Origin of the sequence: Kocuria massiliensis, assembly GCF_900169715.1 — a bacterium.
Taxonomy (GTDB): Bacteria; Actinomycetota; Actinomycetes; order Actinomycetales; family Micrococcaceae; genus Rothia; species Rothia massiliensis.
Genome location: NZ_LT835160.1, coordinates 608,776 through 632,245, shown reverse-complemented (window position 1 = coordinate 632,245; position 23,470 = coordinate 608,776). Strand labels below are relative to the sequence as shown.

The window sequence follows — 23,470 nt, the reverse complement described above, 5'->3', positions numbered from 1 at the left end:
GCCTCCCGGTCATAGCCCTTATCCCGGATCACATCCCGCAACGCCCGGGACCGGCGGCCCCGCTCGGCAGGCGACTGGTGGCGGAAGAACGCCGCAGCAAACTGGAGATTGTGCCGGCCCCGGTCGGCCCGATCCATCATGTTCGACTCCCGCGTACCGAGATAAACATGAGAGACCCCGTCGAGTTCGACCCGGACACAGATCGGGTTATCACAGACATGGCAGGCCTGAAGGTCGGCGATAGTATCCAGGCCACCATGAACCAACCCCAGCGCGTAACGGTGAGCACGAATCATCTTCTGCCGACCAACCGTAGGTGCGGTCCAGAACCGGCCATAACCATCATCACCAATCGCGCCAGTCCATACCCAACAATCAGCAGGGTCCGGGCCCTTGACGACTTTGGACCAAAAGCGTTCCTGCTCATCGCTCATACTTCGACTCTAGCGGCACCCATGAGGGCATCCCTGGTAGAAACTCGCTATGGTCAGTGCGGGGCGATCGTATTGTATCCATTGGCTTCGAGTAGACCTTCCACGGTCCCGGCCATTGGTCGGGAAACTGCCACACTGGCCGGGTCACCGCTCTGCAACCCCAGGATGAGCTGACCGGCCGCGAACTCACTCAGGGTGTCGACCCGGTCCAGCTTCCCGGCCCCGACAGCCAGGCAATAGAGGCTGAACACTTTTTCGGGCAGGTGCCTGGCGAGTCGGCCGATGATCCGGTGTTGCAGATCAGTGATCGTAAACCGAGTCTCATCCAGCCCGTCGCGGTTCTCGGGCAACTGGTACGTAGCCAGGGGCATCGACTCTCCAGATCCAAGCGGTCCTGTGGGTATTAGGGGCGATTCTTGTAGACAGTGGGGACTCTGCTTGTGCCTGCGTACCAGTCCCCAACCACGGGGTCTATTGCCCGCAGAAGGCGGGCGGCCGATTTATGGTAGCTCATCACATCGGTATCGATTAACGGTTCCAGGTGTGCAACTCTGTTGCGGAGCAGATGCAACCTGGACGCCCATTGATGGATAACGAGTGGGTCTGGTTGGTGAGGGAAAGCGTCTTTGAGGGCGTGTTTCCACAGGCCCCGTTGGGCCCCTGGACCGAAGCCATCAACGCTGTTGTCCTTCTTTCGCGGGAGAAGGTGAATCCAGGTCCCAAAGGTCATGTGTGCAACGACGTCATCATGATTGGGAGCATGTCTTGCTCTAGGGTGTGTGCAATCGCGGGCATCTGCATCCTTCTGAGCCCGATCCCGAGCGGAAGTGTAGGTCCACTTGCGGGGGTTCTCCACGGGACGGAGGAGCTGGAGAAGTGGTGGTGCTGGATTTTCAACCCAATTGGGCCCGTATGTTTGTCCGGTTGAACGCGACCGTGTGGGGTTCCATGCCTGGAGCTGGCGATCAATGGTGTTACGCAGTGCAACCTCTACAACGCCCAGGGATTCATGCAGAGCCCCCGTCATCTCAATGTTCCACCGGTAGAGCCTCATCCCCGCCGCCGTCGATCCAGCGGCAGCCAAATATGGTTCAAATCTGGCCGCAGGCAGTCGGCTGGCAATAACAGTTGCCGCCGAAGGTTGTTGTATGGAGGGCATAGGACTAGACTACTTAACAGAAGCGAGGGCAGGACTCCTCGCATAAATATAGGGCCAACCCCCATCACCTCAGTGATGGGGGCGCTTTGCTTAATGCCCTCTCGAACTCATCCTGTGCGCGAGAGGAAAACCCGCCCGGCCAAGGCAACGACTAAAGTCGACCATCGCCCCCTGCGGCCTGTTCTTGCTGCACGGCCCGCTGCACTGTCCACCGGGAGACACCGTGCAGCTTGCCTGCCTCAGCCATGGACATTCCGGAGTTCACCGCAGCAATGACCGCCGCTTTTCTCTGCCCGGTCAGTTTCGGTTTCGGCCCTGGCACTCTGCCCTGCTTGCGGGCATGCTCGATACCCTCGCGGGTCCGCTCGATCATTTGCTCCCGCTCCATCTGTGCCAGAGCCAGGTTCACGTGCACGACGAATTTGCCCATCGCTGTGCCGGTATCCAGGCCGACGTCCTGGGCCTGGACGCGGATACCGCGTGCGTCGAGGTCCATCAGTGTTTTCAGGGCATCGAGCATGGAGCGGCCGAGTCGGTCGATGCGGGTCACCAGGAGAATGTCACCCTCGCGCAGATAGTCGATGGCCGCCGCCAACCCTGGCCGGTCGGACTTCACACCGCTGGCGGTGTCTTCGAAGACTCGCTGGCACCCGTCGGCCTGTAGGGTCTCGCGCTGGGTGGTCAGGGATTCCTGCTGGATCTTCGTTGAGACACGTGCATAGCCGATTTTCATTTCACGTCTCGTGTGGTGTCGTCGGAACCTTTCTTATGTGAAGTCCACCAACTGGAGGCCGTGTTTGTGCCAACACCCCCGGATACGCCCTCAATCAGATGCAGGAGACCATGGATGCCCTCAAGGGATATGTCACCATCCGGAATACTCTGGTTTGCCGTGGATGCCAGCGTTCCGATGATGATTGCCGTGAGGAACACGAAGACTCTGCGTCCTTGCTCTGACTGATGGGTGCGGTTGACGCCGTCGCCGTCCACATCGGCCACAGAGTCAGGATTGTAGTCCGCTTCCAGATCATGGAGTACATGGTTAGGTATTACTCCAGTTGAGACAAGATGGTCAGCTTGCACCAGAAGTGGCTTTAGCTCGACCACAGAGAAGCCGTAGTTGGGAAACAGTGATCTCAGCACATCCGCATAAATCTCGCTGGCTCGACCTAAAGACGCCTGATCGGAAGTTTGGAAGTACCCGTTCCATGCATGTGAGAACGGCCCAATACTTTGCATCACCTCGTTCGCTATCGCCTCCTGCTGAGGAAGGACAACTCTGGGCATCTTCACCGTTGCACCAACTTGTGGTGTCAGTTGGTCCAGGATCGGCTGTGACATCTTCCGAGTGAGCTCTTTGACCCACGGGATCTCATAGTAAGCCTGGTTAAACAGTGACTTGAAGGAGGCGGGAGCCGGGAAGTCCACCCCTGTTAGTGCTGGAGATAAGTTCAAAGTCGGTCGATGCTGCCTGTTGGTCACCTTTCCCCCTTACTTCGGCGTGAAAATCCGATTAACCTTCACTCACCCAACGACTTCTCTGCGCCTGATTTGCGTTGGGACGCTCGCAACCGAGGCTTCTAGTGCAGAATCGGTGGATCCTGCACCCCCTGAGAGCCCTCACGGGATCTCGTCGGTAAGACCTCTGGTCGCGTTAGTTCGCCACAGTGAAGCGCATCCCCTGGTGAGACTGGGACTCGGCTTCGTCGATGAGCGCGACCGCGAAGTCCTCGGCGGAAACCGAATCACCCGCGGGCCGGTCCAATTCGGTCTTGTAGGTGCCGGTTCGGTCCCCGGGCGCGATCATCGGCGCTGGAGCCAACATTGTCCAGTCCACATCGTGCGAGGACATGTAATCCTTGTAGACCTCAGCAAACGCATCCGCCTCCGTCTTGAACTGCTCAGGGAACCCCTCCGTGTCCTTGAGCATGGTGTTCTCCTCGGCGTAGAGAGCCCCGGCTCCGCCGACCACCAGGAACTTGCCCTCCGGCTGCGCAGCCACGAGGTCCCGATGGTTCCTGATGTCCTCGGCGTAATCGCCGGTACGGCCGCTGACCGTGGTGATGACGGTGTAGTCGTGCCCGGAAATGACCTCGGCGACCGAGGCGGTGTCCGCGAGGTCCAGAGCATGGGCCGACTCGGCGCCCTCGACCTCCTTGCCGCTGCGTGAATAGGCGTCCACGGTGTGTTCCCGACGTACGGCTTCAGCTACTGTGCGGCTTCCGACCATGCCTGTGGCACCGATGACTGCGATCTTCATGAATTCTTCCTTTACTGGGAGGCGCACCGGCTGTGCTTGCCGGTTGTTTACTCAGAGGATATCTTTTGGATACTGAGTACCTCAAGGAAACTAAAGAAGGAAATTGTGGCTGGGAATTCTACGTCCCCGAATCAGGCATTCGACATCATGGATCCGCACTGTCCTTCACGGACGGTCCTCCGTCACGTCACCGACCGCTGGACGCCGCTGATCGTCACCAGCTTGGAGGCAGGGCCGATGCGCTTCAGCCAATTGCGAGACAACATCGGAGGAGTGACTCCCAAAGTGCTGACGCAGACCCTTCGATCGATGGAGCGGGACGGGCTCATGACACGCCGTACGAGCGGGACCGTGCCACCACGGGTCGACTACGAGCTGACCGAGCTCGGGAAAAGTCTGGCGGGTCCCATTGATGCCTTGCGCCGTTGGGCAGAGGGCAGCGCGGAGGAGATTATCCGATCCCGGGAGGACTACGACGAGTCCTAGGAAACATGAGGAAGCGCCCCCCCCCGATAGCTGAAAGCAATCGGCTTCAGGGTCTTTGTGTTGGTTCAGGCTGACAACCGATACGCCCATATGCTTACTAACAATTGAGCTTTGACTCCACGGAGGTTCGCATCCCGTGGGCAAAGCCGTCCGCCGAGCACTCGTGCTGATTGCTCCGGTCACGAATTCCGTGAGTAGCAGCAAATTTCCGGCGGACGATGGCGCCTTCGGTCCATCCTGCACCAGGACCTGGTGCAGGACCAAGAACCCGTTAGAAGCGGGCTAGATTCCGAAGGGCTGAGCATAGTGCACCGTGCCGTCCGGCGGGACTCGGCCAGGATCTAGTGACAGCACCATCAAAGCCCCTTCAGGTACTTCGATACTGAGCCTGATGCCATAGACCGAGGCCGATTCGAACCCGAACCGTGGATAATAATCAGGGTGGCCCAGGACAACAACGGTATCCTCCCCTTGGGCCCGAGCAGCTTCCAAGGCACCACGAATCACGGCCGTTCCGGCGCCGGATCGTTGATATTCCGGCACGACGGCACAGGGCGCCAGACATAATGCGGGTTCCTGGCCTATATGGCAACGCGTGAGCAAGGCATACCCAATCACCACCCCCTCGGTGGTGGTCGAGACGACTTAGCGAGACACTTCCGGGTGCCCATTCACGCAGGGAATGAACCTGAGGCCAACCGCGCGCTGAATGTCTAATCAACCCTATAGCTTTACGAGGCGACACTGTAAGTTCAGCTCATACTGTATAGTTCAGTGAATGCTGACTATTGTTTCTCGTGTTGACGTGATGAACCGGTTGGGCCGGGCGATGGCCGACCCCACCCGGTCGCGGATCCTGATGACCTTGCTGGAACGGCCGGCCTACCCGGCCGAACTGGCGCGGGACTTGGGGTTGACCCGGTCGAACGTGTCGAACCACCTGGCGTGCTTGCGGGACTGCGGGATCGCGGTCGCCGTGGCCGAGGGCCGCCAGACCCGGTACGAGATCGCCGATGCACACCTGGCGCGGGCGCTGACTGCTCTGGTCGAGGTCACCCTCGCGGTGGATGAGAGTGCCCCGTGCCTGGACCCGGCCTGCTCCGTGCCCGGCTGCTGCGAGAAGGGGGTGGGCGCGTGATCCTGTCCTCAACCCTCCAGGCGATCGGTCTGTTCCTGGTTACCAACATCGACGACATCATCGTGCTATCCCTGTTCTTCGGCCGTGGTGCGGGCCAGCGTGGGACCACCGTCCGAATCCTGGTCGGCCAGTACCTCGGCTTCGCCGGCATCCTGGGTGCGGCAGTGCTCGTGTCCTTAGGCGCGGGCGCGTTCTTGCCCCCGGGGGTCATCCCCTACTTCGGGCTCATCCCGCTGGGCCTGGGAGTGTGGGCGGCCTGGCAGGGGTGGCGCAGAGGCGAAGACGATGATGACGACGCCAAGATCGAGGGCAAGAATGTCGCCGTCTGGACCGTGGCCGGGGTGACCTTCGCCAACGGCGGGGACAACATCGGCGTCTACGCCCCGGCCTTCCTCAGCGTCGGCCCGGGGGCTGTGGCTGCCTACTGCATCGTGTTCCTGGCCCTGGTCGCGGTGCTGGTGGGCCTGGCCAAGTTCGTCGCCACCCGCCGACCGATCGCCGAGGTCCTGGAGCGCTGGGAACACATCCTGTTCCCCATCGTGCTGATCGGCCTGGGTTTCTTCATCCTGATCAGCGGCGGGGCCTTCGGTTTCTAATCACGCTTCCTGATCGGCAGCCTCCACCACAAAGAGATCTCCGGCCATTGTCGATGCCGACGTCCTGGCGATCGTTGCTGGCCCCAGCTTGCGGACAGTGTCGTTCCTGGATGGACGGCCCTTGCCGCCACGTATCTCAGCAAGAATGCCGCCACATACCTGCAACAGTCACACCTGAGTGAGTCGCTCTAGCTCTTTACAGCAGTGGCTCATATGGTCGATCCTGCACGATTCACTCCTGCAGCATGACCCCATCCAGAGGCCCGGTCAGTCATCTCACGATAAGCTCTCAACTACGATCGGGATCTTGTTCGAGGTGGCGATAGATCGTCGGCCGAGAAACCCCGAAAGTCTCAGCGATCTGTTGAACCGTGTACTTGCCCTCGTCGTACATGGCACGAGCCTGCTTCACCTTGGTCGGGGTCATTTTGAACTTCGGCCCACCCTTCCGGCCCCTGGCTCGAGCAGCAGCCAACCCATCACGAGTTCGTTCAACAATCAGATCATGCTCGAACTCGGCAATCGCAGCCAGCATATGAAAGAACAACCGACCACCAGCCGTGGTGGTATCGATCCCCTGGGACAGGGCAACCAACCCAACACCTTGATCCTGCAACCGGTCGGCCACTTGTTTGAGGTTGCCCACCGAACGACCCAACCGATCCAGCTTGGTGACCACCAAAGTGTCACCCTCCCGCAAGTACTCCAACGCCCTGTCCAGAGCAGGCCGTTTCGCCAGAGTGCCCGAGGCATGATCAACGAAAAGCTTCTGGCACCCGGCCGCGTTCAGGGCATCTGTTTGCCCCTCCGGATTCTGGTCTCGAGTCGAGACCCTCGCGTAACCAATCATCACCATGCCCACAATGTACCGTAAACGTGGCTGATGATACATAGATTGCGGACACGGTTTGCGATACATAATCCGCCTCGTCGGCGCGTTGCGTCTTGGGATGTCTTATAAACGGTCGATCATGCACGGTTCGCGCCTGTCGCATAACCCCGTTCCACAGGCCCAGTCCGCCATCTCACGATTGACCAACGTGTCCGGTCAGTACAACTAGAAGGTTCCCCAGTCATTGATGATGTGGACGAGCCGCTCAATATCAGGGGTCTACTTTGCACAGCGTAGGTTTGCACTGGATCCCTTTGCTTGGATTTTTGCGCTCTCACTAGTTCTTTTCCTACAAAGGAGCAGTAGTCGGGGGGTGGCGCGCTGTGGCCACCTGGTATCGTCACACGTATTCCCATCAGTGCATGGGTTCCCTATGCCGCTTCGGCAAGAAGCGGCCGAAGGAGTGAAGGATATGTCAGGCAACCGTTCCGTCGTATTCCGTGGTACCGAGAACATGCAGGTCGAGGACCTGGACTTCCCCAAGCTGGAGATGCCCAACGGCAAGAAGGCACCTCACGGCGTCGTCCTGAAGATCGTCGCCTCCAACATCTGCGGCAGCGACCTGCACATCTACCGCGGTTCCTTCCCCGTGCCTGACGGCATGGTATTGGGTCACGAGATGACCGGCGAAGTCGTGGAGCTGGGCTCTGACGTCGAGTTCCTCAAGGAGGGCGACCTCGTCTCCGTGCCCTTCAACGTGGCGTGTGGTCGGTGCCGCAACTGTCGCAACGGCCGTACCGAGGTCTGCCAGACCTGCAACCCTGACGTGAATTGCGCTGCCTACGGCTTTAATCTGGGTGACTGGGACGGTGGCCAGGCCGAGTATCTTTTCGTTCCCTACGCAGACTTCCAGCTTCTGAAGTTCCCCGACCGTGACCAGGCCATGGAGAAGATCCGCGATCTGACCCTGCTCTCGGACATCCTGCCCACTGCTTTCCATGGCCTTATGGAAGCCGGCGCCAAGCCCGGTTCCACTGTGTACCTTGCCGGAGCCGGCCCCGTGGGCCGATGCGGTGCTGCTGCCGCTCGCCTCTTGGGCGCCTCCTGCATCATCGTCGGGGACTACGACAAGGACCGCCTGGACCTAGTCAAGCGCAACGGCTGCGAAACCATCGACCTCAACGAGGACGTTCCCCTGCAGGACCAGATCGAGAAGATCCTCGGGGAACCGATGGTCGACTGCGCCGTGGACTACGTGGGAACCGAAGCACACGGCATCGGCAAGGAGGCCAGCAACCAGGACCCGGCCCATGCCATCAACCAGGTCATCGACGCTACCCGCGCAGGCGGGGCAACGGGGGTCGTTGGTGTCTACGGGCCGGACCCGCTGGCCGATTCCGAGGCAGAGCGCAAAGGCGTCTACCCCATCGACTTCGGCAACGCCTGGATCAAGTCCCCTAAGATCACTGCTGGCCAGGCACCGATCATGCACTACAACTACAACCTGATGCAGGCCATCCTCTGGGACCGCATGCCCTACCTCTCGGACATGCTCAACACCAAGGTCATCAGCCTGGACGAGGTCCCGCAGGCTTACGCGGACTTCAACCAGGGCTCCGCGGAGAAGTACATCATCGATCCGCACGGCATGATCAAGGCCTGATCTGCCTCATATATCATGAGTGGGCCCAGGTGCAGGGCATAGTTGCCCCCACGCACTAAATGCGGCGGCGCGCCTCCGAGGAATCCTCGGGGCGCGCCGCCGTCGTACCCAAAAATTTTTAGCCAGACGGATCGGGGCGAAAAGCCTCGGTGGTCAAACCTGCACCGACCGCGACGTGCGACTAAGAGATAATGGTCGATTACACCCCGGCGCGTTTGATCGCCCGATAGACCGTGGATCGGGCAACCCCGAACAGCTCAGCGATCTCCGCAGTCGTGTGCTCCCCTCCCCGGTACAACGAGACCAGATGTTTCTCCTGCGAGACCGACAGCTTCGGCTTCTTCCCCCGCAACCTCCCCTTGGCCTTGGCCACCGCCATGCCTTCACGGGTGCGCATCCGGATCAAGTCCGCCTCAAACTCGGCAACCATGCCCAACACGTTGAACAGCAGCCGGCCGATCGGGTCCTCCGGGTCATAGACACTGCCCCCGATATTCAGAGTCACACCCTTGGCTGTGAGCTCCGCGGCAAGGTCTCGGGCGTCGGGCAAGGACCGAGCCAGCCTGTCCAGTTTCGTCACGACGAGGGTGTCTCCCGCCCGTACAGCTGCCATGGCCTCCCTGAGACCGGGGCGGGAGCGATCGGTTCCGGTCAGGCCGTGATCGACGTAGATGTAAGCCTCCTCCACACCGAGGCGCTTGAGGCCGTCTTTTTGGGCGGTGAGGTCTTGTTCGGTGGTCGAGACACGGGCGTAACCGATCAGCATGCCCCCAACTGTACCGTTTACCCCACCCTGACCGGACTTTTATGCGGGCGGGGCTTCTGGGAATCGGTGGCCCGCGGAAACTAGCGGTCACCCACCCAGGACAGGTGGGCCGCTAGAGTGTCCCGGTGAGGGACCCCGCAAAGGGCACCTGTAGAGCTACATTAGCCAGACTCGTTCGACCCTGGGCTCCGCCAGGTTGCAACCAACAAAACGGCCCTCCAAGCTCCTGTGTTGACTCAGGAGCTACCAGCTCTTATTGCCAATAGCTGCATAGTCGCTCATCTTGGATCCCCGCTGATACGGAGATTCAAACAAGTCGATGCTATCCAGCAATACCTTGGATCCTGAGCCGTGCCATGTGGTGCTATTCAGCATAGGGAACGTCGTTACCGTATCTTTCCTCCAGGGAGGTCAAGAGATAACGGCGAACGATATCTTGCTCGCGACAGTTTTCTTGCCTAGCAGCGTATTCCAGAAGTTCTTTGATTGATTTGTTGCCCACGATATTGAGGACGCTGTAACAACGGTCGCTTTTGAATCGCCCCTCGAGCCGTTCAGCGGCTTCGAAGGACATGGACTGGCCTTTCCAGTGCGGCCCACTCTGAACACTCCCCAGGCATGCTTCGAGTTTCTGTTTCTGGGTGTGATCTTTCATGGCCATATCTATTTCTCCTGTTCGTTATTGGTGGTCAGATAAGAGAAGGCTTCATCGGTTAGGGGCTGCCAAACGATGCCGTTATTGACATGTTGATTGGTTACGCGCGTGTCTCGACCACCGAACAAGACCTCACTGCTCAAAAAGATGGCTTGGCACGCTTTGGCGTCGCCGAGGCAGACATCTACGTTGATCACGGTCTCACCGGTACCAATAGGTCACGGCCGGGGCTGCGGGAAGCAATGGCGGCCGTCCGCGCTGGTGACACCTTGGTGGTGACCAAACTGGACCGACTGGCGAGGTCGTTGCCTGACGCTCGTGATCTCGCGGCCGAGCTGACCGGTAAGGGTGTGACCTTGAATATCGGCGGCAGCGTCTACGATCCTGAGGACCCCATCGGCAGGTTGCTGTTCAACGTGCTCGGCATGGTTGCCGAGTTCGAGGCCGATTTGATTCGTATGCGCACCCGTGAAGGTATGGCCGTCGCTAAGGCCAAAGGCAGGTTGCGAGGCAAGAAACCGAAGCTCTCGGTATCGCAGGAGAAACACCTGGTTTCGTTGTATCGGGGTGGGGAACATACGACGTCTGAGATTGCTGAGCTGTTCGGGGTGGCTCGACCCACAGGCCACAAGGCATTTCAAAGGACAGGCGCTCGATTCCCCAGTTTACAGGCAGGGTTAATCATCGACATTCCTCTGACGGTTCAGTACGATGCTAATCGTGTCAACTTGTTGTGGAGGGAGGGGAAATGACAGTTCAAATCGAAAACCAGAATATCGGTCTTGACCTTGGTATTGATAGTTTGGAGAGCCTCGAGGCTCCTGGATTCTGGAGCACAGCGGCAGGCGTCGGAGCTGGAACGGTGGTCGGCGGCGCCATTGTGTACGGTGGAGGCGCGCTTGCGCTTACCTAGCCGATCCTACGCCAGCAATTAGTTGAAATTCGGAGGGAGGTGACGCAAATGGCCACTGCAATGCCAGCAAATGAACTCATGCTCGACATTGATGACCTCGAATCTTTGGAGGCTCCCACTTTCTGGGATGGTTTCAAAGTGGGTGCCGGTATTGGCACTGCTGCAGGGGCGGCATATGTGGGCGCGGCTGCGGCTATCGCAACCTAAATGTCCGACCAAAGTACTATGCCAACCGGGCGTGAGGGTCACACCTCACGCCCGGCTCATAAGGAGCCCCACACTGTGACTTCCAGATATCGAGTCAACGGTGACTTGCATAAGGCCGAAAGTGCTGATGGTCAGCCAGCATATTGGGTCCTCGTGTCCGAGTCAGGGAAAATCCAGAGACTTGGGTACGACATCGGATACCTCATGCAACACCTGACGGCTAGTTCTGAGGATTTCCCCCTCGATGCGAGATGGGATGAAGTCACCGTTCAAACATCCACCGAAAGGCTGGCAAGGCTCGGCCTGATCGTCCCAGCTTCACAAACGGCACCCAGTGATCACCCCGGTCGGGTGCGCCGCCTTCCTGGTTTCCGAATTCAGCTTCGTGTAATACTCAATGCCCATCGTCTGGTTGGCCCCCTCGCAGTTAAGTTGCGTCGATTTCCAGGTCATTTCTACTTCGCTTGCGCCTTGTTTCTAGTGGTCGCTGGTGTGCTCACGCAGTTCTTCGTAGCACGCAGAACAATTGACTTCATTACCCACCAGACCGGTCCATGGCAGGTTATCGGCATTCTCATCAGCCTTCTTGCCATCAACGTTCTCCACGAATGTGGGCACGCACTCACGCTGGCATGGCAAGGAGGGAAGCCCAAATCCATGGGCTTCCTTCTGATCTACCTGATGCCTGCCTTCTATTGCGACGTATCCGCAGCCTGGGCTCTTCCAAGCCGCAGATCACGCGTGTGGGTTGCCGCCGCCGGTCCAATCACACAGGCCTCCCTCGCCGGAATCTTTAGTGTGCTGGGCGCTGCGTTGAACGCACGCTGTGGCGCTGTTCTCTCCACCATTGGCATCGCCGCTTTTTTCCAGGCAATAGTCAATTGCTACCCCTTCCTAAAGTTCGATGGATATGTTGCCATCATCTCTGGTTTGGACCTTCCTCATCTTCACCAGCGATCCATAGTTGCGTTTTCATCAACTTTGGGAACGGTACTATTCGGAGCTCGAGGGAAGACAACATCGCACCAGCCCCGACTGGTTATGTTCGGCGCCGGTTGCATAATTTCCGTCTTTGCGGCTCTCACTTTCGCTGTACTGTACATCTCTTCCCTTTTCGCCTCGTTGCCCTTCGTGCAGGGCTTGATCCTTTTGATGTATATCTTCTGGCTCCTATCTGTGATTGTTGGGTGGGTCGGACGCGAGCTCAAAGCGTCCCAGCGGCGCGGTGCGGTCTTGGGCCGACGGCTTGCCGGCCTGGCAGTTGTCGTGGCCGGAATATGCGCAATGGCCTGGATTCCGACACCTCAGCGTGACGTAGCGATATGGTGGTCCGAGGGCGGCACCGTCCATCTCAGTGGGAGCGCCATCGGGGAGCCTCCCGTGGTAGCCGACCGCACCTACCGCTTACGAAGCAATGGATTGTTACCAAAACACTGTGCAACCATCCAGGGGTCCTTCGAGAAATCGGGCCAGGTCGACTTCACGTCCGTATTTGTTGTTTCCCTCCCGGTCCAGACCCCCGGGTATGTCACTGAGACGCCCACCTCACCTACGGCCCTGAGCGGTTGCACCGGTGGTACTGCCACCACTCTGAAAGGAAACACGCCGTTGTGGGCCCACGTCGCGAATTACTTCAGTAGGTAGGTGGAAGCCATGTTCACTCCCGATGTTGTGGTTGTCATCCCGACCTACCGGCGAGGTAGCGCCCTAGAGAAAACACTCACATCCGTGGCTACCCAATCATATGAGCGCTTCACGGCAAAGGTTGTCAGCGATGGGCCCCCAGACGAGGCGTTCCGAGTCATCGCCGCGAACATGGCAGACGACAATCGCTTCGAATTTATCGTTGCTCCGAGAACGGGCACCGCGGGTCTTACACGGCAATATGGGATCGATCGCAGCGACGCGCCCTTGATTGCATTTCTCGATCACGACGACACCTTCCATGAAGACTGGCTGGCAAACGGGTTGGAGAGGCTCAAGAAAACAAGCTGTTCGTGGGTGGTTGCCAGTGCGGTGTACGAACGGCAACAAATTGTGGAGCCGCCAGGTATTCCCCTTCACCAGATCACCTGGTCACCCGCGTTACAAACCCTCAATCCTCTTTTTGAACCTAGCCGAGTGATTCTCACTCGCCACGCCGCAAACATTACTGGGCCATGGAGCAACAAGCCGTGGGGTTTAGAAGACTGGGACTACTGGTGGAGAATGGCGCATCAAGGATTCGTTCCGGAATTTCTCAGCGCACCACCGAATACGTTGACTCTCCACGACGATCAGCGCAGGCATTGCGTCGTTCCCCGATACTTCGCACCCGTACTTCGCGGAATAGACAAGAAACATCTCCAAGAAATCCAAGAAAAATATAGTGATCCTTCTGAGTGGAAGGCTGTGAAGAAAATCTTCTACCAGCACATGGCAGTCATGATGGACTACCCGTCCGCTCAAAAATTATCGGATATGGATCCTATGCAATTGCCCCAGCCGGTCATGTCGAGAGACCACACCGGCTGGTTTCTCGGTCTACCGGTGCCTGTGCTCTCGAAGCGTCACGCACACGAAATTTCCATGGTCCTACAAACTGGTTGTGGTATGGCCGAACTCCTTGAGCCAAGGTAACTGTTGAGGCCGACTAGGCGACCCGATAGGCTTTGTCCGAGACAAAACCAATAATATTTACGGAGGACTGCATGAAGTTCACTCAGAACACGGGAGCAATCAGTGCGGTATTCATCGCTATGGCTTTCATTGCCGCGATTATCATAGTTTTTTCGGCCTCAACTGAGGCCGTGGTGGCCCCGCTCATTGCACTTGCCGTGGTGGTCGTGGTCGGTCTAGGAGTAGTCTGGTACCTGGCTCACCACCCCTCTTGATTTGAGGATACTTACGCCTGACTCATATGGGACATTGTTAGGAGGCCACATCGCGAGGCCATCAGTCCTAGACAAATTGTTCGAACATGGTGTCAAGGCCAACCGGGGACGTCGCTAAAACCTTAAGGCGTGCTTTGAAGACAGGCTGGTTGTGTCAAGATGACGAATCTCCATAACACTGCAAGTGCAGCACCCCCTATCTCATGAAGTCCGAGGACTACGCAAAGCCCAACGAGATGGCTGGCTGACGTATGCAAATCCTTCAGTAATAGGCCTGAGTACGGGGCGCTTCTAAGAGTCTCATTCACTTACTAGATCCTCGGAAGCATGACAGAATTCGTATACTAATTGTTATTTCTTAAGGAACCATGAATATCGACCAATATATCCTCGAATTCTTCAAGGGTGTGGACCTGTTAGGCGGTTCAAGCGGTAAAGTTTCAGTTGATTTTCGCGATATGGACCCCCATATCACTCTGATATCCCCCGATGGCGAGACTAAAGTATTCCCGCTCGAAGCCGAAGATGGGCTGGAGGTCGCGGCCGAAGTCGCGATCGGTGGGGAATTGTTGGTGCAACTTGAGAACTACTCAGGAGCTGAATTCATCCCGATCGTAGGTCCCACCATTTTGCGCGTCCTTGATGAGGATGACGTTGCAGAGTTTTTGGAAGACTTGCACAAATTCAAGGAATCGGGGGAGATGCCGGAACTTCTGGCAAACCCTCTTGTCCAAATCGCCGACCAGTGCGGTCTAGGAAGAGGTGACTGCGGTGGGATTAGACTCCGGGAAATCACCACCGAAGACGGCATGCGGCGCACGACATCAGTTGGGCCTCCGTTTGATGAAAAAAAAGGGTGCACATGGAATTGCTCCCCAGATCAGGAAATGATCCACGATTTGATCAACGCGGGCGCTGCTCGGTTCCTCGAAATCGTTGACGTTCGTCGCGCCCTCGGCGCTCAAACCCGAAACGATATAGAGTTGAAGGCCGTCGCTGGTGACTATCTCAACGGTTCGGAGGGATCCATCATTCCTTTTCTGGTTGATGGAAAAACCGTATTTGTGAACCCTCAGACAGGTAAGGTGTCTCGTGAAGACTCATGATGTCTCGGAAAGCTCTGATGCGCCCGCGATACTCAGGAGAGCACAGTGATCACTGACTTCTTGCGTGACCGTGGTTTCAAACTCGACGAAATGTACGGGCCCATGGGTGCGGCCATTTACTCCGCTATGACTCGGGATGATCACGCTGAACCTTCCGCGATCCTGAAGATGTTGGGAAGAAACCACAAAATCCTCGAGCTGGCATCTGGGGACGGCCGGGTGACTCTTCCCCTCCTTGCGCGAGGTCACCGAGTAACGGCGCTCGACAACTCTGCAGAAATGCTCCGTCTTCTTACCAAGAAAGTGTCTGGCAAAGACAGGATGGCCGCGAGACTGACAGTCCAAAAGGCAGACATTCTTCGCGATCCCATTCCGGGAGATAGTTTTGACGCAACGCTCATAGCGGCATCGACCATCACTCTCTTCTCTTGTGAACAGCGGATCAACCTCATGCGGCGAATGCGAGAGGTAACCGCAGTGGGCGGAAAGGTCATAGTCACGCAATTCAGCCCCATGGGCGAGGGGCGCTACGATTCCCTGGTCCTATTACCCGAGATCGATACGGTCGCTTCGTTCAGCGTTGAGGCCGATCCAGACCAATGTATGCGGGATATTGTCATTATCCCTCACACTTTTAGGGGTGAGGCCGTATCAAAAGTGGCACTCACCCACTCTGTGGCCGTACTGACGCCGGATGAGGCAATCGAGGAAATGCGGAAGGCAGGGTTCACCGACATTCATCGTCATCCCGTGGCAGATTCCGGGCCCTTCGGGCATACCACCATCATGGAAGGAAAAGTCTAAATGACGTGCCAAGCCAATCCCTCGTGGCCAGGGCTCACCTCATACGGCGACATCATAGATGATTCTAAAGTTGCGGTTCGTGCACACGGAAATCGGATTACATTCGCCGATGGTAAGGAAAGAATCTGCGCTACCAGTGGTCTGTGGAACGTAAACTTCGGATACTCTCGTGAGGATTATACTCATGCGTTAGCGGAGGCGTCGGGGCAGCTTTCGTTCTACCCTTGTTTTCGTTACTCGTCGGAATTCGCTGAGAACGCGTCGGCCGCCCTACTCCGAATGCTCGGAACGGCGTGGAAGCGAGTGGTGTGGACGACAGGCGGTTCCTCGAGTGTGGAAGCTGCCATCAAAATTGCTCGCGTCTACTCTCTGCTGAAGGAAGATCCGGCACGTCGAAAAATTGCCTCGGTGGGGAACGCATTTCATGGTATTTCCATTGGCACAATGTCTGTCACGGATGAAGACATCGACAAGCGATTCTACGGAGTTTCGCTGTCCGACCATCTCAGAGTTAACCTTGACGATCCGGACCTTCTGAATCAATTGGAACGCCAGATCTCCAGGATCGCGGCCGTGCTAGTGGAGCCCGTCACAGGAACTGGAACCGTGCCCCTCTCATCGACTGCCTTGGATAATCTGAGACAGCTTCAGAAAATGGGCGTCCTCCTTATCGCTGATGAAGTCGCCACGGGCTTCGGTAGGGTATCGAGCGTGCTGGCATCCGACGATTGGGAGTTTCGCCCTGATATCCTTGCGGTATCGAAGGCGTTGACCAACGGGGCTGTTCCCGGTGGTGCCGTGGTTCTGGGAGAAGCTGTGAACGCTTGCTACTCCGCTCATCCGAAGGTCGGTATTTGGCACGCGGAAACCGGTGCTGGGCATCCGCTCGTTGGGGCGGCTGTCGCAGTGACAGCATCTATTTTTGCCGATACCTACGAGCTCAAGGAACACGAGAACGTCAGGCGCGAGACCACAGCGTTGAGCCGGTCAGTTGTGGAAGACGTCCCTGGTTTGGAAAGTGTTGGCTTGGGGGCTTTCCAAACGATCCAATATTCACTCGATTCAAACAAATCCATTAATGTTGCCAGGTTAGTGGATGAAATCAGGCAGAACGGGGTTGTCGTTCATCCTTCAACCCGGGGTGTGCAAATCGTTCCGCCCCTGATTTCGCCAGTCGAAGACCTCGAAAGAATTTTTGAGGTCGTTCTGTCAGCGATGACGATGAATCAGACGTGAAAGGCCGCGAACGGGGCGTCATGCTGGCGGATGCCCACCTGCTCGACACAAATCCCCATGCTCAGGCAATCGCCGAAAGGTATCCGGAGGTTCGGCTCATCGGTCCGGAGAGCGATTTGGGTGAAACGATCCATGCATTGCGAGGAGACGTCCTACAGGGAACCCTTCCAATCTCAGCTATGGGTGGTGGGGTCGTGATGGACCACGCCAAGTTGGCGTGCGCTGTGCTGAACGGCAATATTTCGATTCGTGCGCTTAATTCCTCGGCGCGTTCGCCCCTCTTGTTTGCGAAAGCCGCGAATGAGAGGATGCGGGCACGAGTGTGTTTGCTTCCGAGCACGATTGGTACCGGTTCTCACGCCAGCACAGTCGCTATTCATCGATCTAACTCTGGACGCAAGAAGTTGATCATCGGTGATTCCCTCAAAGCCTCAACGTACGAAACTGTCCCTGAGCTTTTCCGTAGCCTGCCATTGCGGATACTTTCGGACGGAATTCGGGAGATCTTTTACAGGCTTGTCGGGCCACTCACTATGGAGAGGACCGAACTGACGCCGTTGGAGTCGCTGGTTCTTCAAAAAGTTATTGCCGTTGCCCTAGGAGAAGATCCACGGAATGACTTGTCGTCGTGGCTTGAGCTCTCTGGCAAACTGCACCACCGCGATAATCGGTCTGTCACTGGATCCTTTGGTCACCGCATTTGGTATCTGGCTCACGAGTTGTCCGCTACGACGAACACCACAAAAATGCAAGCTACGGATTATCTCGTCCCACGTCTCTGGGCGCGACCCAACAGCGAAAGCAACCGTTTTATCGTCCCCGACGCCCTGGACAACCTGAACTGGCGTATCCGTCATGCTCAAAAAAACTTAGCAACTGGCAGCAACAGGATCGATGTCTCCGGAAACCCTCTTCTGGCTATTGCTTCATGCCTCGGATTAGGCTCGTCGGGATGGCACCCTTCAAAAACTGATCTTCGTCAAGCCTGTGATTTGTGCAGGAAGCGTTGGGGAAGCCTGGTTGCCCCGGGTGAGGAATGGTCCACCGAACAACTGGTGGATATTCTCGTATCGCAGGGTCAGTTATGGAACATTCCAAAGAGTGCGACCTGTCGCAGATGACGATATAGCAGTTACCCCATCCTGCGGGTATCCAGCACAAACGATTATGGCCTTTTCGGCGAAACCGTTGACTTTTACGATAACTTCAGCATAATCCATCAAATACAATATCGTGGCCTCATGCGCCTAAAACATAGGAGTCTTCGTATCCACAGTCTGACACTTCGCCTCTTGATTTCCCCTTTAGAAACACACCGTTAAGTCGCCAATTCCGACATATTGGTTGTTCGCGCCGTTGGTAAGTGTCGCAGCAGCGCCAGTGTTGCTATATGTCAGGCTGAAGCTGTTCGAGGTAGGGCTAATTGTGACGGTCAGGTAGGAGCCACTGTTAATAGACGGAGTGTCTTTGCCCGTCATTGATATAGCGGTAGAAGACACGGTAGCGTATTGACCGCGAGTGTACCCGGTGAATGCCGATGACACCCACGATCCTCCGCTAAGAGTGAATGTGTCTGAGTAATAGTTCGGATTCCGTGACCCTGTCACAACACTAGTGACATCGTAGATATTAAACATCACCGATTTTGGGACAGCTGGCTGACCAGACCCATCAGCGAAAGTGAAAGAAATTGTTTGAGATGCTGCCATCCTGTTAGCGGTTCGCTGGTTCAGTGTCAACACGGAGCTAGTGTTAGTCACCGTGTATCCGTTGCCTTGCGTTCCGCCACCAGTGGTTCCCCATCCTTTTTGCGACCCCGCTGCGGCCGTCACAAAGTCCGAGTTGACTCCCTCATACAAGGCGCCCTGTCCCGCTGTCCGCGATTGCACCACAGTCACTTTAGCGGTATTCGTCCCCCCCGACTGTGGGGTCATATTCCCTGAGAGAGTGCTTCCGGAGCCCGATGTATTGGTCCATAGGAGTGTGTAACAGCCTGCAGACAAGGCGTAGGTAGGAACTTCTGTACTGGCCACAATGACAGGAACAGACCATGCACTCCCTTTCACTAGAGAACGCCGACTGAGACGATGTTGATGCATAGGCTCGCTTTCAGTATTCATGAGCAACCGCTAACGCGTCACTTGTTGATTTCTTCCTCCCTGTGGGCAGGGAGGATTCCTACACGGCCTGCACATGTGTGCGGTTCCCCGTTCGGTGGGTTCCTGTTTCCCCGGGTCAGCGACGGCAAGCCGTCGTCTTAGATACCCTCCACAGGCGTTTAGGGTCTCCGCAAACCCTGCGGCGACCGTGATGTTCACAGCAGCATTGCAGAGATAGCATACCTCTCACTTACAGAAAGTGACTACCAATTGGGTCCCTGGGACTGTGGGCGTTGCAGTCGATGTTCCGAGTCACGCCTGGATCTGCCCCCCCCTGTTCCTCGCGTGGGGTGTGAGTCTGGCTGCTGGGTTGCGGGAGGCCCAGTGAAGTTCTCACGATGTTCCGTAACGGTCGATCCTGCACCACTCCCCGACCTAACGGACACTCCGTTGCACGAAGGCCGGATTTCCGCGGGTCGTCTATCGCCGTGTTCCGTGCATAATTCGGTGCACAGTTCACATGTGCAATTTTACGGTCGGTTAGCGAATCGTGCTACACCTGCGCTGTGAAAGTTAGTGGGCGCTGCCTACACTCACAACGAAACTGGCAACGATTGCTGCGACGAAGAAGACGATCAGAAACCAGGCATAGGCGTAGCCCAGAGCATTTCGATTACGACGACCGGGGACGATGAAAAACAGGATGCCCAACCAGGGAGCGAGAACTTGGGCGAAGCGATGCAGCCATCGTGCCGGTGTGGTGACCAGTCGCCACACAGAGAATGGCCGTTTCGTCCGGATTCGTTGGTAGTGGCCTGGGAATAGTTGCTGATTGGTCATCACCAGTCACCGTCTACCCTTGATCGTCCCGCTCGATGGTGACATTCCGGAATCGCGGGGAAGCTCCGATTTCCCGAACACGCAGCTCATTCCATCGGTTCGTCTCGCCGTCGCGATCTTTGGTCTGGGTCACCAGGTCACCCACGACGATCACATGATCACCCCGCCGGAAGGTTTGCGACATCCGCTCTAGGTAGGCGTTGGCATCATCGCCGCCGCGGGAGTTGAGCCAGCATGGCATGAAGGTAGTCTCCCCATCGACGTAGTCGCGTTCTGCCTTGCTGTAATAGCGAGGGGTGGATGCGACTGTGAATCGCAGGACGGCCTCTCCCCCGCCGGGTCGGTAGCGTAGTTCGGGGTCTTTGGTGAGGTTTCCGGTGATTGTCAGCGGGATTTCGTTACTCATTGGGACTCCTCGAAAGATGTACCCACATTTGTGGGTGCCACATATGTGGGTAAGTGGTTATGTGTCTAGGTCATGAATGAAGTCGATAATTAGTTTGCGGACGGTGGTGTCTCGTTCGGTTGCGATGCGTTTGATTTTCTTCTTGGCCGACTCGGGGACGTCTACGGATAGGCGTCGTTGAGTCTCCCCCTCGGTCCGGTTTGGGAATGCCGCCCCCATACCCACATGTGTGGGTTCGTGGGTTTGTTGTTGCGTGGGTTTTCTGCGTGTCATGGACCCTCGTTTTTCTGTCATGACATCTCCTTGATGCGTTCGATGAGCTCTGTTGCGACTTCTTCATATCCAGCGAGGTCGCTCGGGTAGCCGTTCCCGCTGCCCTTGATGGATTCCTTATGTTTGATGGGGGTCTGGAAGTACGCAGCTCCGTCTTGGTCTATCGCCTCGATTGTTTGTCGGTGCGTGATCGTGCGGGGGTCGGTCTGTGTCATCAACAGGATCGCGGGCTGGTCTTCCGGGAGGGCGTCGAGTGTTGACCATGTCCTCGCCATATCCACGCTGCTGGATTTGGTTGGAATGATGACGACGTCAGCGCGCTCGATGGTTTTATCCATGACGCGAGGGTTACCTGGCCCGGTGTCGATGATCAGATAGCTTGCCTCGCTGTCCTTCTTGGAAAGCTGTGGCTCGTTGACTGCCGTCACTGGGAATGGCAGGGGGTAGCCAGCGGCGGCCGTGGCATCCGCCCACTCGGTTGCTGAGCCTTGCGGGTCAGCATCCCAGATTTCAACGGTGCCGCGATCTTTGAGTGCTAGCCCTAGATATATGGCGGTCGTGGTTTTTCCGACTCCGCCCTTCGATTGGACGATTCCTATCGTGGTGCTCATGTGGACAACATTACCACATACCCACATTTGCGGGTACCCTCTAATGTGGGTATGTGGGAAACCACGAAACCGGTTTTGTGGGGGTGTGGGTATGAGTGTTTGTGGTAATCATGCCATCAGGCATTTTCAAAGAGTTCTGGGTGTTGCCGTTTCGCGGCTGCTTCACTGCCAAGTCGGGAAATCAACAATTGCTTGCGTACGGCGCGGCGTCCGGGGGAGTCCGGCGCGGCAGCCTGGACACGTTGTTCTTGGCGGCGTCGTGCTTCGGCGCGACGTTGGGCCGCTAGTTGGTCGCGTTCGGCTTGGAGTCGTTGGCTTCGGGAGCGGATGGGTTCACCGTCGTGTAGCCATGCTGTGAGTCGGTGTCGTAGCCAGGTTTCGGCGCGGATGAATCCTGATTCGGTGTACCAGTGGCGTTGTCCGGTGGGGGAGTAGTCCAGTGCGTGAACGATGTCCCCTACGTTCCATCCGGCCAGGATGAAGTCTCGAATCTCGGCCGCGACAGCAGCAGTGGATGCGTCACGAGCACGCAAAACGTGCATTTGGACGTTCAAACTCAATTCCCAGATCACTTGCCTTTGGGCACTTCGCCGCCCCAGCCTGGTTTCAGGCTTTATCGTTGCATGAAGTGACCATGAAGAGTCTGGTCGCTGGGCTACAAGGTGAGTAAAGGCGGCGCGCGTAGCGCGCTGCCAGGAAGTAATTCTGGCCGCGTAGCGGCTCGATCTGGGGGAACTTTCGCGCGTGCGCGCGCGTAGGTGTTCTTTTAACCCTCCTATGGGGTCCGGGGTCTCAATTTCATCAACAGGCACAGATGGGGGCTGTTCCTGTGTTTGTTGCAGGGGTGTGATCAGGGCGTAGATGGGTGCTTCGTTTTTGGTGCGTCCGGTGGATTTGGGGGTGTGCTGAGCTGAGCGGCCGCGGGCGACAGTGACGAGGAGTCCGGCGGTGTGGAGTTCGGCGTAGAGGCGTGCGACGGTGGCGCGGCTGATGTTCAGGGCAACACCGGTGGCGGTCCAACTAGTCCAGAGCGTGCGGGTACGTGCGTCGTCGACGGTGGCTAGGTAGTCGATGAATCGACGTCGTAGGGTGTGGGCGTCGTTGCGGCGGTTTTGGTGTTCGAGCCAGGTGATGGCGTGGCGTCGCCAGTCGATGACGTTGCGTCGTGGCCGGTAGCCTTCGGGGACGGCCCCCATGAGTACCCAGGGCTTGCGTTCGTGCTCGACCCGGACCCTGCGGGTTTGGGAGGGAAGCAAATCACGCGGTGGGGTGGTTGCCTTGGTGGGGGAGAGTGCTATCCTAGACACCAAGAACACCTCTTTGGGTTCTTGGTTGTGATTGTTGTGAAGCGGTCATGGTCTTGAACTTTCGGTGTTGGCCGAATCCCGATCAGTTTGCCGACCGTGCGGGATTCAGAGACTTTGGGTGGCTCCCCTTCGGGGGAGCCACTTCTCTTTTAAGTTTTTGTTTTCTGTGACGGTTCTACTGGTAGCTCATGACCAGGCACGCCGGTGTCACGAGCGATGAGAGCCGCCAGGTACGCGGATTTCGTAACGCCCAGACTAGCTGCCTTCTCTTTTGCAGCTTGCTGAAGCTCGGGGTGCATCAGGAGGTTAAACCCCTTGAACTCCCCGGGCTTCTGTCGTGTTAGCGGCTTACTCATGTCGTTAACATATCTAAGTTGTGCAACAACTTCTAGTAGGTGGCAACTGTGTCGTGCCAATCTACAGTTGTACAGTTGAGACTCTGCCGAATTCAGCGGGCCTGTCGGCCCAACAACGATCCGTTGGGATGAGATCACTGTGAGCATTTCCGTCAGTGTGTCCACCTCCACGGGTTGATTGCACTACAACAGCCGACCAGCCCTTCACTTGTCTTCAGGAACCTGTCGCCGTTCTTACGATTGCCCACCGTGTCCAACCCAATACACCTCGGGAAGAACCTCAGCCAGTGGACTACGGGGAACATGCGGATTGATGCGCGACTTTCCGAGGTTCCAAAATTTCCAGTGAAGAAAAGGACTGGGTACTGCCGAGTAGATCCCCCGTGGGGACGAAGGTTCGCTTCCGGTCCGGCCTCCAGGGGCTCTTTGATCTACATTTGGCCGCCCGTG

28 protein-coding genes are annotated in these 23,470 nt (G+C 57.2%); 14 read left to right on the top strand and 14 right to left on the bottom strand.

Annotation, left to right across the window (positions count from 1 at the left end):
- The 5 genes from B9Y51_RS04355 to B9Y51_RS04330 form a co-directional block, all read right to left on the bottom strand.
- Positions 1-434: hypothetical protein (locus B9Y51_RS04355; RefSeq protein ID WP_085528886.1), on the bottom strand; the 434-nt coding region annotated here is incomplete at its 3' end.
- A 53-nt stretch (positions 435-487) separates the two neighbouring features.
- Complete coding sequence (locus tag B9Y51_RS04350) at positions 488-805, bottom strand: hypothetical protein (RefSeq protein ID WP_085528885.1); 318 nt, start codon at positions 803-805, stop codon at positions 488-490.
- A gap of 939 nt (positions 806-1,744) precedes the next feature.
- Complete coding sequence (locus B9Y51_RS04340; RefSeq protein WP_085528883.1) at positions 1,745-2,326, bottom strand: recombinase family protein; 582 nt, start codon at positions 2,324-2,326, stop codon at positions 1,745-1,747.
- The gene (locus B9Y51_RS04335) at positions 2,323-3,075 is read right to left on the bottom strand and encodes a hypothetical protein (protein WP_158088249.1); all 753 of its coding nucleotides are present in this window, start codon (positions 3,073-3,075) and stop codon (positions 2,323-2,325) included. Before B9Y51_RS04335 ends, B9Y51_RS04340 begins: the two co-directional genes overlap by 4 nt.
- Positions 3,076-3,247: 172 nt before the next feature.
- Positions 3,248-3,853, bottom strand: a complete 606-nt coding sequence (locus B9Y51_RS04330; protein ID WP_048683496.1) for an NAD(P)-dependent oxidoreductase — start codon at positions 3,851-3,853, stop codon at positions 3,248-3,250.
- A 105-nt stretch (positions 3,854-3,958) separates the two neighbouring features.
- Here B9Y51_RS04330 and B9Y51_RS04325 point away from each other — a divergent pair, with 105 nt between their 5' ends.
- Complete coding sequence (locus B9Y51_RS04325; protein ID WP_048683495.1) at positions 3,959-4,339, top strand: winged helix-turn-helix transcriptional regulator; 381 nt, start codon at positions 3,959-3,961, stop codon at positions 4,337-4,339.
- Between the two features lie 282 nt (positions 4,340-4,621).
- Here B9Y51_RS04325 and B9Y51_RS04320 read toward each other — a convergent pair whose 3' ends face one another.
- Complete coding sequence (locus B9Y51_RS04320; RefSeq protein WP_245826044.1) at positions 4,622-4,957, bottom strand: GNAT family N-acetyltransferase; 336 nt, start codon at positions 4,955-4,957, stop codon at positions 4,622-4,624.
- Between the two features lie 160 nt (positions 4,958-5,117).
- Here B9Y51_RS04320 and cmtR point away from each other — a divergent pair, with 160 nt between their 5' ends.
- Both cmtR and B9Y51_RS04310 read left to right on the top strand, forming a co-directional pair.
- Positions 5,118-5,477: a Cd(II)/Pb(II)-sensing metalloregulatory transcriptional regulator CmtR gene (cmtR, locus tag B9Y51_RS04315; RefSeq protein ID WP_064847475.1), complete on the top strand. Its 360-nt coding sequence runs from the start codon at positions 5,118-5,120 to the stop codon at positions 5,475-5,477.
- Positions 5,474-6,073 carry a cadmium resistance transporter gene (locus B9Y51_RS04310; protein WP_048683490.1) on the top strand — a complete coding sequence of 200 codons (600 nt, stop codon included), beginning with the start codon at positions 5,474-5,476 and terminating at the stop codon, positions 6,071-6,073. The genes cmtR and B9Y51_RS04310 overlap by 4 nt, the downstream gene beginning before the upstream one ends.
- 289 nt (positions 6,074-6,362) lie before the next feature.
- Here B9Y51_RS04310 and B9Y51_RS04305 read toward each other — a convergent pair whose 3' ends face one another.
- Positions 6,363-6,929 carry a recombinase family protein gene (locus B9Y51_RS04305; protein ID WP_085528928.1) on the bottom strand — a complete coding sequence of 189 codons (567 nt, stop codon included), beginning with the start codon at positions 6,927-6,929 and terminating at the stop codon, positions 6,363-6,365.
- 448 nt (positions 6,930-7,377) lie between these two features.
- Here B9Y51_RS04305 and B9Y51_RS04300 point away from each other — a divergent pair, with 448 nt between their 5' ends.
- On the top strand, positions 7,378-8,568 hold the full coding sequence (locus tag B9Y51_RS04300; RefSeq protein WP_085528881.1) for an alcohol dehydrogenase catalytic domain-containing protein: 1,191 nt from the start codon (positions 7,378-7,380) through the stop codon (positions 8,566-8,568).
- A 199-nt stretch (positions 8,569-8,767) separates the two neighbouring features.
- Here the strand turns inward: B9Y51_RS04300 and B9Y51_RS04295 are convergent, their stop codons facing one another.
- Positions 8,768-9,334 carry a recombinase family protein gene (locus tag B9Y51_RS04295; protein WP_085528880.1) on the bottom strand — a complete coding sequence of 189 codons (567 nt, stop codon included), beginning with the start codon at positions 9,332-9,334 and terminating at the stop codon, positions 8,768-8,770.
- A gap of 364 nt (positions 9,335-9,698) precedes the next feature.
- Positions 9,699-9,995 carry a hypothetical protein gene (locus B9Y51_RS04290; RefSeq protein ID WP_048683480.1) on the bottom strand — a complete coding sequence of 99 codons (297 nt, stop codon included), beginning with the start codon at positions 9,993-9,995 and terminating at the stop codon, positions 9,699-9,701.
- An 83-nt stretch (positions 9,996-10,078) separates the two neighbouring features.
- Between B9Y51_RS04290 and B9Y51_RS04285 the strand changes: the two genes are divergently transcribed.
- The 10 genes from B9Y51_RS04285 (at position 10,079) to B9Y51_RS04250 (ending at position 18,249) form a co-directional block, all read left to right on the top strand.
- Positions 10,079-10,741 (top strand): recombinase family protein, encoded by a 663-nt coding sequence (locus tag B9Y51_RS04285; protein WP_082156903.1) that lies wholly within the window; start codon positions 10,079-10,081, stop codon positions 10,739-10,741.
- Entirely contained in the window at positions 10,738-10,902 is a 165-nt protein-coding gene (locus B9Y51_RS11225) for a hypothetical protein (protein ID WP_173834728.1), read from the top strand. The genes B9Y51_RS04285 and B9Y51_RS11225 overlap by 4 nt, the downstream gene beginning before the upstream one ends.
- A gap of 48 nt (positions 10,903-10,950) precedes the next feature.
- Positions 10,951-11,109, top strand: coding sequence for a daptide-type RiPP (locus B9Y51_RS11220; protein WP_165000960.1), 159 nt, complete (start codon positions 10,951-10,953; stop codon positions 11,107-11,109).
- A gap of 75 nt (positions 11,110-11,184) precedes the next feature.
- Positions 11,185-12,753 (top strand): zinc metalloprotease, encoded by a 1,569-nt coding sequence (locus B9Y51_RS04280; protein ID WP_048683477.1) that lies wholly within the window; start codon positions 11,185-11,187, stop codon positions 12,751-12,753.
- Positions 12,754-12,762: 9 nt separating this feature from the next.
- A complete protein-coding gene (locus B9Y51_RS04275; protein WP_048683476.1) occupies positions 12,763-13,728 on the top strand; it encodes a glycosyltransferase family 2 protein in 966 nt (321 codons plus the stop codon).
- 71 nt (positions 13,729-13,799) lie between these two features.
- Complete coding sequence (locus tag B9Y51_RS04270) at positions 13,800-13,982, top strand: hypothetical protein (protein WP_048683473.1); 183 nt, start codon at positions 13,800-13,802, stop codon at positions 13,980-13,982.
- A gap of 368 nt (positions 13,983-14,350) precedes the next feature.
- Complete coding sequence (locus B9Y51_RS04265; RefSeq protein ID WP_048683471.1) at positions 14,351-15,088, top strand: hypothetical protein; 738 nt, start codon at positions 14,351-14,353, stop codon at positions 15,086-15,088.
- Positions 15,089-15,133: 45 nt separating this feature from the next.
- Positions 15,134-15,892, top strand: a complete 759-nt coding sequence (locus tag B9Y51_RS04260; RefSeq protein WP_048683468.1) for a class I SAM-dependent methyltransferase — start codon at positions 15,134-15,136, stop codon at positions 15,890-15,892.
- Positions 15,893-17,128 (top strand): aminotransferase class III-fold pyridoxal phosphate-dependent enzyme, encoded by a 1,236-nt coding sequence (locus B9Y51_RS04255; RefSeq protein WP_048683465.1) that lies wholly within the window; start codon positions 15,893-15,895, stop codon positions 17,126-17,128.
- On the top strand, positions 17,125-18,249 hold the full coding sequence (locus tag B9Y51_RS04250) for a dehydroquinate synthase/iron-containing alcohol dehydrogenase family protein (RefSeq protein WP_048683462.1): 1,125 nt from the start codon (positions 17,125-17,127) through the stop codon (positions 18,247-18,249). Before B9Y51_RS04255 ends, B9Y51_RS04250 begins: the two co-directional genes overlap by 4 nt.
- A gap of 1,551 nt (positions 18,250-19,800) precedes the next feature.
- On the opposite strand, the gene B9Y51_RS04245 is transcribed toward B9Y51_RS04250, so the two are convergent.
- The 5 genes from B9Y51_RS04245 to B9Y51_RS04225 form a co-directional block, all read right to left on the bottom strand.
- Entirely contained in the window at positions 19,801-20,067 is a 267-nt protein-coding gene (locus B9Y51_RS04245) for a hypothetical protein (protein ID WP_143467987.1), read from the bottom strand.
- Between the two features lie 13 nt (positions 20,068-20,080).
- A complete protein-coding gene (locus B9Y51_RS04240) occupies positions 20,081-20,473 on the bottom strand; it encodes a single-stranded DNA-binding protein (RefSeq protein WP_048683458.1) in 393 nt (130 codons plus the stop codon).
- Positions 20,474-20,530: 57 nt separating this feature from the next.
- Entirely contained in the window at positions 20,531-20,767 is a 237-nt protein-coding gene (locus B9Y51_RS04235; RefSeq protein WP_048683454.1) for a hypothetical protein, read from the bottom strand.
- On the bottom strand, positions 20,764-21,357 hold the full coding sequence (locus tag B9Y51_RS04230; RefSeq protein WP_048683451.1) for a ParA family protein: 594 nt from the start codon (positions 21,355-21,357) through the stop codon (positions 20,764-20,766). Before B9Y51_RS04230 ends, B9Y51_RS04235 begins: the two co-directional genes overlap by 4 nt.
- Positions 21,358-21,473: 116 nt before the next feature.
- The gene (locus B9Y51_RS04225; RefSeq protein WP_143467986.1) at positions 21,474-22,664 is read right to left on the bottom strand and encodes a hypothetical protein; all 1,191 of its coding nucleotides are present in this window, start codon (positions 22,662-22,664) and stop codon (positions 21,474-21,476) included.
- Between the last annotated feature and the right edge of the window lie 806 nt (positions 22,665-23,470).

Excerpts from the sequence above, each read along its gene's own strand:
- B9Y51_RS04350 (WP_085528885.1), bottom strand. The coding sequence starts at position 805 with ATGCCCCTGGCTACGTACCAGTTGCCCGAGAACCGCGACGGGCTGGAT.
- B9Y51_RS04340 (WP_085528883.1), bottom strand. The coding sequence starts at position 2,326 with ATGAAAATCGGCTATGCACGTGTCTCAACGAAGATCCAGCAGGAATCC.
- B9Y51_RS04330 (WP_048683496.1), bottom strand. The coding sequence starts at position 3,853 with ATGAAGATCGCAGTCATCGGTGCCACAGGCATGGTCGGAAGCCGCACA.
- cmtR (WP_064847475.1), top strand. The coding sequence starts at position 5,118 with ATGCTGACTATTGTTTCTCGTGTTGACGTGATGAACCGGTTGGGCCGG.
- B9Y51_RS04305 (WP_085528928.1), bottom strand. The coding sequence starts at position 6,929 with ATGGTGATGATTGGTTACGCGAGGGTCTCGACTCGAGACCAGAATCCG.
- B9Y51_RS04300 (WP_085528881.1), top strand. The coding sequence starts at position 7,378 with ATGTCAGGCAACCGTTCCGTCGTATTCCGTGGTACCGAGAACATGCAG.
- B9Y51_RS04295 (WP_085528880.1), bottom strand. The coding sequence starts at position 9,334 with ATGCTGATCGGTTACGCCCGTGTCTCGACCACCGAACAAGACCTCACC.
- B9Y51_RS04290 (WP_048683480.1), bottom strand. The coding sequence starts at position 9,995 with ATGGCCATGAAAGATCACACCCAGAAACAGAAACTCGAAGCATGCCTG.
- B9Y51_RS04285 (WP_082156903.1), top strand. The coding sequence starts at position 10,079 with ATGTTGATTGGTTACGCGCGTGTCTCGACCACCGAACAAGACCTCACT.
- B9Y51_RS11225 (WP_173834728.1), top strand. The coding sequence starts at position 10,738 with ATGACAGTTCAAATCGAAAACCAGAATATCGGTCTTGACCTTGGTATT.
- B9Y51_RS11220 (WP_165000960.1), top strand. The coding sequence starts at position 10,951 with ATGGCCACTGCAATGCCAGCAAATGAACTCATGCTCGACATTGATGAC.
- B9Y51_RS04275 (WP_048683476.1), top strand. The coding sequence starts at position 12,763 with ATGTTCACTCCCGATGTTGTGGTTGTCATCCCGACCTACCGGCGAGGT.
- B9Y51_RS04270 (WP_048683473.1), top strand. The coding sequence starts at position 13,800 with ATGAAGTTCACTCAGAACACGGGAGCAATCAGTGCGGTATTCATCGCT.
- B9Y51_RS04265 (WP_048683471.1), top strand. The coding sequence starts at position 14,351 with ATGAATATCGACCAATATATCCTCGAATTCTTCAAGGGTGTGGACCTG.
- B9Y51_RS04255 (WP_048683465.1), top strand. The coding sequence starts at position 15,893 with ATGACGTGCCAAGCCAATCCCTCGTGGCCAGGGCTCACCTCATACGGC.
- B9Y51_RS04245 (WP_143467987.1), bottom strand. The coding sequence starts at position 20,067 with ATGACCAATCAGCAACTATTCCCAGGCCACTACCAACGAATCCGGACG.
- B9Y51_RS04240 (WP_048683458.1), bottom strand. The coding sequence starts at position 20,473 with ATGAGTAACGAAATCCCGCTGACAATCACCGGAAACCTCACCAAAGAC.
- B9Y51_RS04235 (WP_048683454.1), bottom strand. The coding sequence starts at position 20,767 with ATGACAGAAAAACGAGGGTCCATGACACGCAGAAAACCCACGCAACAA.
- B9Y51_RS04230 (WP_048683451.1), bottom strand. The coding sequence starts at position 21,357 with ATGAGCACCACGATAGGAATCGTCCAATCGAAGGGCGGAGTCGGAAAA.